The sequence below is a fragment of the Actinotalea ferrariae CF5-4 genome, assembly GCF_000603945.1.
Taxonomy (GTDB): domain Bacteria; phylum Actinomycetota; class Actinomycetes; order Actinomycetales; family Cellulomonadaceae; genus Actinotalea; species Actinotalea ferrariae.
The window spans coordinates 1-12,532 of sequence record NZ_AXCW01000007.1 but is presented as its reverse complement, the minus strand read 5'-3'; the positions used below and the strand labels follow the sequence as shown (position 1 = coordinate 12,532).

Annotated in this window: 13 protein-coding genes and 1 riboswitch; of the genes, 8 read left to right on the top strand and 5 right to left on the bottom strand. The window is 75.2% G+C overall.

All coding sequences use genetic code 11. From position 1 onward, the window contains the following. The first annotated feature begins 32 nt into the window (after positions 1-32). Both N866_RS01505 and N866_RS01500 read left to right on the top strand, forming a co-directional pair. On the top strand, positions 33-938 hold the full coding sequence (locus tag N866_RS01505) for a hypothetical protein (protein WP_216699357.1): 906 nt from the start codon (positions 33-35) through the stop codon (positions 936-938). 189 nt (positions 939-1,127) lie between these two features. Then, a complete protein-coding gene (locus N866_RS01500) occupies positions 1,128-1,964 on the top strand; it encodes a bacteriorhodopsin-like (protein ID WP_081802233.1) in 837 nt (278 codons plus the stop codon). A gap of 77 nt (positions 1,965-2,041) precedes the next feature. On the opposite strand, the gene N866_RS01495 is transcribed toward N866_RS01500, so the two are convergent. After that, a complete protein-coding gene (locus N866_RS01495) occupies positions 2,042-3,028 on the bottom strand; it encodes an aldo/keto reductase (RefSeq protein WP_034221648.1) in 987 nt (328 codons plus the stop codon). 65 nt (positions 3,029-3,093) lie between these two features. Between N866_RS01495 and N866_RS19635 the strand changes: the two genes are divergently transcribed. The 4 genes from N866_RS19635 to N866_RS01475 all read left to right on the top strand — a co-directional run bounded on the left by N866_RS19635 (position 3,094) and on the right by N866_RS01475 (position 6,647). After that, entirely contained in the window at positions 3,094-3,654 is a 561-nt protein-coding gene (locus N866_RS19635; RefSeq protein WP_052022238.1) for a hypothetical protein, read from the top strand. Positions 3,655-3,871: 217 nt separating this feature from the next. Next, positions 3,872-4,726: a dimethylargininase gene (gene ddaH, locus N866_RS01485; protein WP_034221647.1), complete on the top strand. Its 855-nt coding sequence runs from the start codon at positions 3,872-3,874 to the stop codon at positions 4,724-4,726. Further along, positions 4,723-5,994 carry an ornithine--oxo-acid transaminase gene (rocD, locus tag N866_RS01480; RefSeq protein ID WP_052022237.1) on the top strand — a complete coding sequence of 424 codons (1,272 nt, stop codon included), beginning with the start codon at positions 4,723-4,725 and terminating at the stop codon, positions 5,992-5,994. The genes ddaH and rocD overlap by 4 nt, the downstream gene beginning before the upstream one ends. Before the next feature lie 179 nt (positions 5,995-6,173). After that, a complete protein-coding gene (locus N866_RS01475; RefSeq protein WP_155855148.1) occupies positions 6,174-6,647 on the top strand; it encodes an Lrp/AsnC family transcriptional regulator in 474 nt (157 codons plus the stop codon). Positions 6,648-6,749: 102 nt separating this feature from the next. Here N866_RS01475 and N866_RS01470 read toward each other — a convergent pair whose 3' ends face one another. The 4 genes from N866_RS01470 to N866_RS01455 all read right to left on the bottom strand — a co-directional run bounded on the left by N866_RS01470 (position 6,750) and on the right by N866_RS01455 (position 10,732). Then, a complete protein-coding gene (locus tag N866_RS01470; protein ID WP_034221646.1) occupies positions 6,750-7,700 on the bottom strand; it encodes a universal stress protein in 951 nt (316 codons plus the stop codon). Positions 7,701-7,784: 84 nt separating this feature from the next. Next, on the bottom strand, positions 7,785-8,378 hold the full coding sequence (locus N866_RS01465) for an HNH endonuclease (protein ID WP_245612325.1): 594 nt from the start codon (positions 8,376-8,378) through the stop codon (positions 7,785-7,787). A 337-nt stretch (positions 8,379-8,715) separates the two neighbouring features. Further along, complete coding sequence (locus N866_RS01460; RefSeq protein WP_034221644.1) at positions 8,716-9,498, bottom strand: C40 family peptidase; 783 nt, start codon at positions 9,496-9,498, stop codon at positions 8,716-8,718. A gap of 1 nt (position 9,499) precedes the next feature. Further along, positions 9,500-9,658: riboswitch (cyclic di-AMP (ydaO/yuaA leader) on the bottom strand. A 360-nt stretch (positions 9,659-10,018) separates the two neighbouring features. After that, complete coding sequence (locus N866_RS01455) at positions 10,019-10,732, bottom strand: iron-dependent transcriptional repressor DtxR (protein WP_034221641.1); 714 nt, start codon at positions 10,730-10,732, stop codon at positions 10,019-10,021. 109 nt (positions 10,733-10,841) lie between these two features. Between N866_RS01455 and serC the strand changes: the two genes are divergently transcribed. After that, positions 10,842-11,978: a phosphoserine transaminase gene (gene serC, locus N866_RS01450; protein WP_034221639.1), complete on the top strand. Its 1,137-nt coding sequence runs from the start codon at positions 10,842-10,844 to the stop codon at positions 11,976-11,978. Between the two features lie 5 nt (positions 11,979-11,983). Continuing rightward, positions 11,984-12,532: MFS transporter (locus N866_RS01445; RefSeq protein ID WP_342668372.1), on the top strand; the 549-nt coding region annotated here is incomplete at its 3' end.

The following is a 12,532-nucleotide window of genomic DNA, read 5'->3' as shown; positions in this document are numbered from 1 at the left end:
ACGGCCCGCGTGGCCCGTGCGACCATCGGGACATGCCTGACGTCCCGTACCCGCACGGCCACGACGGCCGGACCCCGCCCGTGCCCGACGACGTCTTCACCGCCGCGACGCTGCCCCCGGGCCCGGCCGAGCAGGCCGGACCCGGGGCGTCGTCGTCCCCGCTCACCGGTGTCCCGGTCCTGGACGCGGCCCTCGACAAGGCCGTGTCGATCCCGTCGGCGGCGGTCCGCGCGCACGTCGAGCGCCTGCGCCGGCGCAACCCCGAGGCGTCCCCGGCGCAGATCATCGCGCTGCTGGAGAAGCAGTACCTCATGGCCGTGTCCACCTCGGGCGGGGCGGTCGGGGCGGCCGCGGCGGCCCCGGCGATCGGCACCGGCGTGGGCATCGCGCTGACGAGCGCCGAGGTCGCGACGTTCTTCGGGGCGTCGTCGGCCTTCGCGCTCGCCGTCGCGGACGTGCACGGCATCGGGGTCGAGGAGACGGCGCGACGCCGGACGCTGCTCATGGCCACGGTCCTCGGCGAGCAGGGCAGCACCGCGATCAGCGGTGAGGTGGGCCTCAACGGCGGCTGGGCGCGCACCCTCCTCGTGAACATGCCGACGACGACGATCAAGCGGGTCAACGCGCGCCTCGCGCGGCGCTTCCTGCGGCGGCAGGCGGCGAAGCAGGGCGCGCTGGCGTTCGGGCGGCTGGCCCCGTTCGGGATCGGCGCCGTCATCGGCGCGACCGGTGCCCGGGCGCTGGGCCGGACCGTGGTCGGCTCGGCGCGGCAGGCGTTCGGACCGCCGCCGGAGCGCTTCCCGCGGATCATCGAGGTCGCGGCGTCCGACGCCCCGGCCCCCGCGATCACCGACGGCCGTGGGGTCCGCCTCGTGGAGACCGACCGCACCGACCCGGCCGCCAGCTGGACGGCCCCGGGCGACACCGGCCGCCGCTGATCGCGCGCCAGTGACCGGGAGTGTCCTCCCGCCCCGGCTGAGGCGGCGCTGATCCCTGAGACCGTGCTGATCGTTGAGAGGTCGCTGATCTCTCCTCACCCGCGGCTCGGATGATCACGGAAGAGGACTTCCGTTGTGGGCGTCAGGTGTCCGGCACCCGGCCGGGACCCTGACTCCAGGAGGACAACGATGTCCGACCAGCTCCAGCTGTCGGCCGCCCAGTTCGACCTCGTCTACAACGCGTTCTCCTTCGTGATCGCGTCGATGGGGGCCTCTCTCCTGTTCTTCCTGCTCATCCGCGAGAGGGTGCACCCCAAGCACCGCATGGCGGTGACGATCTCCACCCTGGTGGTGGGCATCGCGCTCTACCACTACCTGCGGATCTTCACGTCGTGGGAGGAGGCCTTCACCTTCACCGACGGCGTCTACGTCCAGGACGGCGTGCCGTTCAACGAGGCGTACCGCTACGTGGACTGGTTCCTCACGGTCCCGCTCCTGCTCGCGGAGCTCGTCGTCGTGCTCAAGCTGGCCCCGAGCGTGACGCGGACCCTGCTCGTCCGCCTGACGATCGCCGCCGTCCTCATGATCGGGCTCGGCTGGCCCGGTGAGCTCGCGGCGGCCGACTCCGTCGAGCGCACCGTCTGGGGTGCGGCCTCCACCGTGCCGTTCCTGTACATCCTGTGGGTGCTGTTCGTGCAGCTGAAGCGCTCGCTGGACCGGCAGTCCGCCGGCATGCGGCGGCTCGTCGACGCGCTGCGCTGGGTGCTGCTGCTCAGCTGGGGCGTGTACCCGCTGGCCTACATCGCGCCGATGGTCATGGCCGACCCCGTCGCCGCGGAGGTCGCCCGCCAGGTCGGGTACTCCGTCGCCGACGTCATCGCCAAGCCGGTGTTCGGGATGCTCATCCTCGGCATCGCGCTGCTGAAGTCGAAGGACGAGCCCGCGCGCGAGAGCGACGACCTGCACGAGGAGCTCGAGGCGTTCGGCGAGCCCACCCCGCCCGCGGGCACGCCGGCCAACGCCTGACCGGCCCGTCGACGCCTGACACCGGTGAGGGTCGGAGCCGCCCGGCGACCCCGGCCCTCACCGGACGGCTCAGCGGGTCACCAGCGACCGTGCACGTGCTCCCGGATGCGCTCGTCGTAGAGGCGGCGCAGCGTCTCCTGCTGCTCGTCCGTCAGCGGCGCCAGGGTCGCGGCGGCGGCGTTGGCCTGCGCCTGCGCCGGGCGGCTCGCACCCGGGATGACCGTCGTGACGCCCGGCTGGTCGATGATCCACCGCAGGGCGAGCTGCGCCGTCGTCGCCCCCTCGGGCGTCAGCGCAGCCACCTCGCGCGCCGCGGCGACACCCACCTCGAACGGCACGCCCGCGAACGTCTCGCCGACGTCGAACGCGTCGCCGCCGCGGTTGTAGGTCCGGTGGTCGTTCTCCGCGAACTGCGTCGTCTCGTCGAACTTGCCGGAGAGCAGCCCGCTCGCCAGCGGCACCCGCGCGATGATGCCCACGCCAGCCTCCGCGGCGGCGGGCAGCACCTCCTCGACCGGCTTGCGCCGGAAGACGTTGAGGATGATCTGCACGCTGGCGACGTTCGGCCGCGCGATGGCCGTCAGCGCCTCGTCGACGGTCTCGACCGAGACCCCGTAGGCGGCGATGCGCCCCTCGTCGACCAGGGTGTCGAGGGCGTCGTAGACGTCGTCGCGGGAGTACACCGGGGTCGGCGGGCAGTGCAGCTGGGTGAGGTCCAGCGTCTCGACGCCGAGGTTCTCCCGCGACCGGTCCGTCCACGCCCGCATCGCGTCCAGCGTGTAGGCCTCGGGCACGTGCGGGTCCGACCGGCGGCCCATCTTGGTCGCCACCACCAGCCCCGCGTCCGGCCGCTCCTGGAGCAGCCGCCCCACGAACCGCTCCGACCGGCCGTCCCCGTAGACGTCGGCCGTGTCGAGGAAGGTGACGCCCGCGTCGACGGCGGCGCGCAGGATCTCCATCGCCTGCTCGTCGCCGACGTCGCCCCAGTCCGCGCCGAGCTGCCAGCAGCCCAGCCCCACGACCGTCACGTCGCGCCCTGTCCGTCCCAGCACCCGTGTCTCCATGTCGTGCGACGCTACTACCGTCGGCACTGGTCCGAGGCACTGCTCCCGAGCTCGCGAGGTCCTGCATGAGGCCCGTCCTGATGTCCCGCCGCGGCGCCCCCGCCGCCCCGGCCCCCACCGCGCACGCCGCAGCGGGCGACGACGCGAGCGGCGCCCCCGCCGCCGTCGCCCACCGCGTCCTGCCGCTGCGCGCCGAGGACGCCTGGGTGCTGCTCACCGACATGCGCAACCACGTCCGCTGGATCCCCCTGACCCGCATGGACGCGGCCCCGAGCCTGCCGGTGGGTGCCGTCTTCACGGCGGTGAGCGGGCCGTTCGCGACCCGCGGGGCGCCGGGCGTCGTCGACCGCATGGAGGTCGTCCGGTCCGTCCCCCCGCACACGGACGAGAACGGGCCCGGCACCGTCGGCACCGCGGTCTACGAGAAGCTCGGCCCGCTGCTGCTGGGCACCGCCGAGCTGCGGGTCCGACCGCTCGGGCCGGACACCTGCGAGGCCACCTGGGTCGAGCGCGTGCACCTGCGCGGACTCCCCGCGGCGTGGACCGCCCCGGTCCTGCGACCCGTGCTCCGCGCGATGGTCACGTTCGCCCTGCACCGCGTCCACACCGAGGTCACGGGCCGCTGACCCGCGCGCCGGGTGCCGCGCGACGACGGCGGCGCCGGTCGACGCAACGAATCGCCGCCCAGCGCCTGATCACGCAACGTTTCGCCCGCCTGCGCACAGCGTCGCCACACGGCCGTCTGGGCCTTTCGGCCCTAGCCTCGACACCAGCACCAGACGGCCTGCGGCGACCACCCGGCGCTGCGCCGCGAGTGCCCCCCGAGACCCGGAGGACGCCCGCATGACCGAGACCCTCGCTCAGACCGCCACCGTCGAGCGCACCAGCACCCCCCGCCGCTACCTGATGTGCCGGCCGGAGCACTACACCGTCAGCTACGAGATCAACCCCTGGATGGACGTCACGCGGTTCACGGACCGCGACCTCGCCGTCCAGCAGTGGGAGACGCTCTACCGCACGTACCTCGACTGGGGCCACACGGTCGACCTCATCGACCCGATCCCCGGCCTGCCGGACATGGTCTACGCGGCCAACGGCGCGACCGTCGTGGACGGCGTCGTCTACTCGGCGCAGTTCCGCTACGCCGAGCGCGCGCCCGAGGGCCCGGCCTACGAGCAGTGGTTCGCCGACGCCGGCTTCACCACCCACACGGCGCGCGAGGTCAACGAGGGCGAGGGCGACATCCTGCTCGTCGGGGACGTCTTCCTCGCCGGCCACGGCTTCCGCACCGACCGCTCCTCGCACGGCGAGCTCGCCTCCCTGGTCGGCCGCGAGGTCGTCAGCCTGGAGCTCGTGGACCCGCACTACTACCACCTCGACACCGCCCTCGCGGTGATCGACGGCGACGCCGAGCAGCCGCTGGTCGCGTACTTCCCGCCGGCGTTCTCGGAGGAGTCGCGCCGCGTGCTCGAGGAGATGTACCCGGACGCGATCATCGCCACCGAGCGCGACGCCGTGGCCCTGGGCCTCAACGCGGTCTCCGACGGCCGCCGCGTCGTGCTGGCGCCGGGCGCCACGGACCTCGCGGAGGCGCTGCGCGACCGCGGCTTCGAGCCGTTCGCGGTCGACACCAGCGAGCTCCTCAAGGGTGGCGGCGGCGCCAAGTGCTGCACGCTGGAGATCCGGGACGCCCGATGAGCCTCGACGTGGACCGCCCCAGCACCGACGCCTCCGCCGACGGCGCGCCCGCACCGGAGGCCACGCCCGCCCCGACGCAGGACCACCTCGCGCACAACTACCACCCGCTGCCCGTCGTCCTCGCCTCCGGCGAGGGGGCCTGGGTGCAGGACACCGACGGCCGCGAGTACCTGGACCTGCTCTCCGGCTACTCCGCGCTGAACTTCGGGCACCGCCACCCGCACCTCGTGGCCGCGGCGCACGCCCAGCTCGACCGGCTCACGCTCACCTCCCGGGCGTTCGACCACGACCTGCTGGCCCCGTTCGCCACCCGACTGGCACTGCTCCTGGAGCCGCTCCTCGCGGCGCCCGACGGCGTCCTCGTCCTGCCCATGAACACGGGTGCCGAGGCCGTCGAGACGGCCGTCAAGACGGCGCGGAAGTGGGGCTACGAGGTCAAGGGCGTCCCGGAGGGCCAGGCGTCGATCGTCGTCGCCGCGGACAACTTCCACGGCCGCACCACCACGATCGTCTCCTTCTCCAGCGACGACGACGCCCGGCGCAGCTTCGGCCCGTTCGCGCCCGGCTTCCGGGTGGTCCCCTACGGCGACGCCGAGGCGCTGGCCGCCGCCGTCGACGCCACGACCGTGGCCGTGCTCATCGAGCCGGTCCAGGGCGAGGCCGGCGTGATCGTGCCGCCGGAGGGCTACCTGGCCGCCGTGCGCGCGGTCTGCGACGAGCACGACGTGCTCTTCATCGCCGACGAGATCCAGTCGGGCCTGGGCCGCACGGGGGCGACGCTCGCGTGCGAGCGCGCCGGCGTGAAGCCGGACCTCGTGACGCTGGGTAAGGCGCTCGGCGGCGGCGTGGTGCCCGTGAGCGCCGTCGTCGGCCGCCGGGACGTCCTGGCGGTCCTCACCCCCGGGACGCACGGCTCGACCTTCGGCGGCAACCCGCTGTCGTGCGCGGTCGCGCTCGCCGTCGTGGACCTGCTGGAGACCGGCGAGCACCAGGCGCGCGCCCGCGAGCTGGGCGAGCACCTCGAGGAGCGGCTCGCGGCGATGGTCGAGGAGGGCCTCCTCGTGCGCTACCGCGTCGCGGGCCTGTGGGCCGGCGTGGACGTCGACCCCTCCCGCGGCACCGGGCGCGAGGTGAGCGAGCGGCTGCTGCAGCGGCGCGTCCTGGTCAAGGACACCCACGGCCAGACCGTCCGCATCGCGCCGCCCCTGGTCATCTCCCTCGAGGACCTCGACTGGGCGCTCGACCAGCTGGCCGACGCCCTGCGCTGACGGCCTCGCCGCCCCTCCGCCCACCGCCCGCTCCACCCGCCGGCACCGCCTGCCTCCGCCAACACCCGAGGGCAGATTTCGCGATCTCCGCCCGGCGGAGGGCGGATGGTGCGGAATCCGCCCGCGGGAGGGCGGCGGGCGTCCGCGGCAACCGGGGTGTCCTCGGGCATGCTGAGCCCATGCCCGAGGACGCCCCGCTGCTGGACCGGACCGACCTGGCGATCCTCGACCAGCTCGGCCTCGACGCCCGCGCCAGCTTCGCCCGGATCGGCGCGGTCGTGAACCTCTCCGCCCCGGCGGTCAAGCGCCGGGTGGACCGGCTCCTGGCCCGCGGCGTGATCGACGGGTTCACCGTGCGCCTGGACCCGGCCGCCCTGGGCTGGGCGACGGAGGCGCACGTCGAGGTCTACTGCACCGGGGCCACGCGGCCCGCGACGATGCGGGACGCCTTCGAGCGCTACCCCGAGATCGTGACGGCCAGCACGGTCGCCGGCGAGGCGGACGCCCTCGTCCACGTCCGCGCCCACGACGTGCGGCACCTCGACGCCGTGGTCGAGCGGATCGCCGCGGAGCCGTTCGTCGTCCGCACCCGCTCGACGATCGTCCTCACGCCGCTCGTGCGGCGGCCGGACACCCCCCGCACGACCGTCTGAGCCGCTCGCTCCCGCCCGCGCCCACCGGAGCCCGCACCTCGGCGCGGACGCACCCCGGCGCGCGCGTCAGCGGTCGCGCGAGGCCCCCACCGGTCGTGCGGGTCAGCGGCGGCGCCCCACGTCCGTCGGCGACCACTCGTCGTCGCGCGCGGGCACCCGCACGACCATGACGGGGCAGACGGCGTGGTGCAGGACCGCCTGGCTCGTGGAGCCGAGCAGGAGGCCGGCGAACCCGCCCCGGCCGCGCGACCCGACCACGACGAGGTCCACGGCGGTGGAGAACTCCGTGAGGAGGGCGGCCCCGGTGCCGTCGAGCACGTGCCGGCGGACCTGCAGCCCGGGGTGCTCCACCAGGGCGCGGTCCACGACGACGTCCAGACCCTCGGCGACGTCGCGGAGCACCTGCTCGTGGTCCTGGGCCGCGGGCAGCCACGCCAGCAGGCCGGACCCCGAGCCCATGGGGACGCCCGCGACCGCGGTGAGCTCCGCACCCCACGTCTCCGCCTCGACGATGGCGTGCTCCAGGGCCGCCTCTGCGGCAGGCGAGCCGTCCACCCCGACGACGATGCGCCGCACCGGTCGCGCCGGACCCGTCACCTCGGGACTGGCGGCCGAGGCCTGACGCGAGGGCACGACCACGGTCGGGCAGTGCGCGTGCGCCGGCAGCGCCGAGGACACCGTCCCGAGGAGCCGCTCGGCGAACCCCCCACGGCCGCGCGTCCCGACGACGACCGTCGCGGCACCACGGGACAGCTCGATGAGCACGGCCGCCGCGTCGCCGGTCGCGACGTCGGAGGTGACCGGGACGCCGGTGCGCAGGACGCGCGCCTCGGCCTCCTCGAGCACGGCCCGGGCGCCCTGCTGGATGGCCGTGTCGTCCAGGGCGGCGTACCCGCCGTCGAGGGCGGCCGTGCTGAAGGACGGGATCGAGTAGGAGCACACGAGGTACAGCCGACGGCCGTGCACGGCCGCGTGCGCGGCCGCCCAGTCCAGACCGCGCAGGCTCGGCGCGGAGCCGTCCACGCCCACGAGGACCACGTCGTCGGCCGTCATCGCTGCCTCCTTCGCTCGCCCCTGCTCCACAGTGTGCCGAGCCACCGACGCTACCGGGCGGATTCGGTCCCCCGGAGGTGTCGCTCACGCCGCCAGGTAGGCCATCCAGGACGGGTGCGGCCGTACCGCGGCCCCGAGGACGGCGACCGGCCCGCGCGGGTGCGCGGGCGTCACGAGGAGCTGCCAGCCGATCTCGGCGAGCAGGCGGTCCGCCTTGCGGTGGTTGCAGCGGGAGCACGCGGCCACCACGTTCGTCCAGGAGTGGGTGCCGCCGCGGGACCGCGGGTGCACGTGGTCCACCGTGTCCGCCGGGCCGGCGCAGTAGGCGCACCGGTGGCCGTCCCGGGCCAGCACCGTGCGCCGGGTCGGGGTGAGCGACCGCCGGTACGGCACGTGGACGTAGCGGGTCAGGCACAGCACGTGGGGCACGGGCAGGGCGGTCCGCTCCGACCGGAGCAGGCGGCCGTCCGACTCCAGCACGACCGCCTTGCCGGCCAGCACCAGGGACACGGCCCGGTGCACGCCGACGACGCACAGCGGCTCCCGGCTCGCGTTGAGCACCAGCGCCCGGGGCAGCGCACCGGGGTCCAGGGAGGGGCCGGGATGCTCACCCGACGCGGCGTCCCCGTCCGGGTCGTCCCGGGCCGCCTGGAGCACGGTGAAGGTGTCCGGGCGCACGCCGGCGCCCGTCGTGACTCGGTCTGTCGTCCGTAGCACGGCAGCCTCCGGGACCAGCGCACCGGGACCTGACCGGCTGCCAGGTCCGCCTGGTGGAGCGGTGCCAGCGTACTGCGCCTCCGCCGGAGCCGGCCCCCGGGCGCGCGAACGACCGGTGAACACCTGGCCTGCCGGTCCACGATCCGCCCGGTCCGCCCACGCGGACCTCCCGCGCGGACCGCCCGCGCGGACCGCCCCGAGACGCAGCGCCGCCCGCTCCCGCGACGACGAGAGCCCCGGACCGTGATGGCCCGGGGCTCTCGTGCGGGGTGTGTCGCCGACGTCGTCGGCGGGAGGGTCAGCCGACCCGGATGTAGATCGGGTTGCTCTGCCAGATCTCCCGGAACTGGACCGTCTTGCCCGGCCGCGGGGAGTCGATCTGGGTGTTGCCACCGGCGTAGATGCCGATGTGACCCGGGGTCCAGATGATGTCGCCCGGCTGGCGCTGGTCCGCCGAGACGACGGTGCCGGCGTAGCGCTGGTCCGCGGAGCTGCGGGGCAGCGTGATGCCGAGCTGGGCGTAGACGTACGAGGTGAACCCGGAGCAGTCGAAGCCGTCCGGGGTCGAGCCGCCGTAGACGTAGGGCACGCCCACGTACCGGGCGGCGATCTCGATGACCGCGGAGCCGACCGCGCTCGCCGGCACGGCCGCGGCGGCGGGCGCCTCGGCGGCCGGCGCGGCAGCGCGCTCGGTGGACCGCGAGGTGCTCTCGGTCCGGCGGGGTGCCGGCTCCGGCTCGGGCTCGGGCTCCGGCTCGGGCTCGGGGTTGGCCGTGATCTGGATCTGCGGCGCCTTGAACTCCCACGCGGCGTCGGCGGGGACCGACACGGCGGGGGCGGTCGCCAGGGCCACGCGGGCCTCGGCGGTGAGGGCGCTGACGTCCACGGCGGGCAGGGCGTTCGCGGGGCTGTCCGCCGGGGCGGCAGACGCCGGGAGCGCCATCGTGACGACGAGACCGGACGATGCGGCCACGACGGCGGACCGGCGGCCCACGGTGGCCAGGTTCCCGGCGAAGTCGTCCAGCGGGGTCAGGGGGCGGCGTGCTGCACGGTGGCGGGCGCGCTCATGCGTTGCGGTCACTCGAACCTCTCCGGACGCCTACGAGGTGAGCTGTCGGGTTCGGGTGGGAGATCACCCGGCCGCGCTCCCGTCCGAGGACGGTCACCCGGCTTCACCCCGAGGACACCGTGTGGTGCCCGTGGTGGTTCCCCCGCTCCTGCCGTGATGTCGTGAGGGGCTCCGGGCGGCGGCAGGACTCGGCGTTCCGCTCGGAGGCTTCGGGGAGGAGGGTTCCTCGAAGCACCGCGAATGTACCCGAGCGTTCGAGGCGATGTCACGCTCCGGTCACGACCGCAGGGCACATGTCTCGGATCGATCACGGGAGCGCCCGGGGCGCGCGGGACGGAGGTCCCCGACGTCGCCGCCCGTGCCCGCCTCCGCACGGAATGACCGGAAGGCCGCCGGCGCGATGATCAACCGGCGGTCCCGCTGGTCAGCGCGTCGCCCGCGCGAGCCCGGGCCGGCCCGCGCCACGCCGGTGGGGTCCGCCCGCCCACGATCGGCGGCCGCGGCCCGGCCCGAGTGTGATCTGCGTCTCAGTTCACGCCGCGGACGTGTCGGCGGCCGCGACGAACACGTGCCGCGCGACGTCGTCGGGCAGGTCGAGCACGAGCTCGGCGCCCGGGGCGCCCACCGCGACCATGCCGTCCACGACCTCGACACGGACGCGGGCACCGGGCAGCACGCCGGCGCCGACGAGCCGCTGGAGGAGCTCGGTGTCCGTCTGGAGCGGCTCCCCCAGCCGGCCGACCACGACCTCGCTCGGCCCCGGCACGGCGCGCGCGTGGGCGACGAGGGACACGACGCCGTCGAGGAAGCCCTCGGGCGCCGTCGGGTCCCCGAGCTCGTCCAGGCCGGGGATCGGGTTGCCGTAGGGCGAGTGCTGCGGGTGGCCGAGCAGCTCGATGAGGCGCTTCTCCACGCGCTCGCTCATGACGTGCTCCCACCGGCAGGCCTCGTCGTGGACGTAGCTCCACTCCAGGCCGATGACGTCGGTGAGGAGCCGCTCCGCCAGGCGGTGCTTGCGCATGACGCGCGTCGCCTTGGCCGTGCCCTCCTCGGTCAGCTCGAGGTGCCGGTCCCCGCTGACGACGACCAGGCCGTCGCGCTCCATCCGGGCGATCGTCTGCGACACGGTGGGTCCGGAGTGCCCGAGGCGCTCCGCGATGCGGGCGCGCAGCGGGACGATGCCCTCCTCCGCCAGCTCGTAGATCGTCCGCAGGTACATCTCGGTCGTGTCGATCAGGTCGCTCACCGGCGCTCCGTCCTCCTGCTCGTCCCCTGTGGGCCCCCCTGGTCCGCCCCAAGGTTACGTCCCCGGACGGCCCGCCCCGGGGCCCGTCGGCCGCCCCTACAGTGGGCGCGTGGCCGACGCGACCGACATCGTCATCCCCTCCGCCCTCCTCCCCGTCGACGGCCGCTTCGGCTCCGGGCCGTCGAAGGTCCGGCCGGCCCAGGTGGAGGCGCTCGCCGCCGTCGGCCGCACGCTGCTCGGCACCTCCCACCGCCAGGCCCCGGTCCGGTCGCTCGTCGGCCGCGTGCGGGCGGGCGTCGCGGAGCTGCTCGGCGCGCCCGACGGCTACGAGGTCGTCCTCGGCAATGGCGGCTCGACCGCGTTCTGGGACGTGGCGACGCTCGGCCTCGTCCGCGAGCGCGCCCAGCTGTGCAGCTTCGGCGAGTTCGGCGGCAAGCTCGTGAGCGCGGTGCGGTCCGCGCCGTTCCTCGCCGACCCGACCGTGCGCACCGCCGAGCCGGGCTCCGCGGTCCTGCCCGAGGCGGAGGCCGGGGTCGACGTCTACGCCTGGCCGCAGAACGAGACCTCCACCGGCGTGGCCGTGCCCGTCGCCCGGCCCGACCGCACCGGGGCCGACGACGACGCGCTGACCCTCGTCGACGCGACGTCGGCCGCGGGCGGCCTCGCCGTGGACCTCGCGCAGACGGACGCCTACTACTTCGCCCCGCAGAAGTCCTTCGCGTCCGACGGCGGCCTGTGGCTCGCGGTGCTCTCCCCCGCCGCGATCGCCCGGGCGGAGGAGGTCGCCGCCTCCGGGCGCTGGGTCCCGGAGTTCCTCTCGCTGACCACGGCGATCACGAACAGCCGCGCCGACCAGACCCTCAACACCCCGGCGCTGTCGACCCTCGTCCTGCTGGCCGAGCAGCTCGACTGGATGCTCGACCACGGCGGCATGCCGTGGGCGACGGCCCGCACCGCGCTGTCGGCCCAGCACCTGTACGAGTGGGCCGAGGCCCGCGACTGGGCGCAGCCCTTCGTGACCGACCCCGGCCTGCGCAGCGCCGTCGTCGGCACCGTCGACCTCGACGCGTCCGTCGACGCGCCGACCGTGTGCGCGGTCCTGCGCCGCCACGGGGTCGTCGACGTCGAGCCGTACCGCAAGCTCGGGCGCAACCAGATCCGCGTCGCGATGTTCCCCGCCGTGGACCCGGCCGACGTCCAGGCCCTGACCTCCTGCGTGGACCACGTCGTCGAGCGACTGGGATGACCGGCGTGCGGCGCGACCGCCTCACGCTCACGCTCTACGGCACCTTCGTCACCTGGGGGTGGTTCCTCTACGGCTTCGGCCCGGCGGTCCCCCTCATCGCCGCGGAGCAGGGCACGAGCCTCGCGCTCGCCGGGCTGCACGGCACCGGTCTGGCGGCGGGCACGGTCATCGCCGGCACGATGAGCTCGACGCTCGCGGTGCGCCTCGGCCGGCGCATCCAGGTCCTGGTCGGCGTCGCGGTCCTGCTCGTCGGGCTCGTCGCGCTCCTGCTGGGCACCGCGCCGTGGCAGACGATCGGGGCGGTCGTCATCGCGGCGATCGGCGGCAACTTCCTCATCTCGGCCGCCCAGCCCGCGCTGGCCCGCCACCACGGCACCGCCGGTGCGGCCGTCGTGACGGAGGCCAACGCCATGGGCTCCGGAGTGGGGCTCCTCGCGCCGCTCGCCGTCGGGGCGGCCGTCGCCGCCGGCTGGACCTGGCGTCCCGCCGTCGCCGTCGTCGGGGTGCTGGCGGTCGCCCTCGCGGTGGCGGTCGCCCGGCTGCCCGGGACGGGG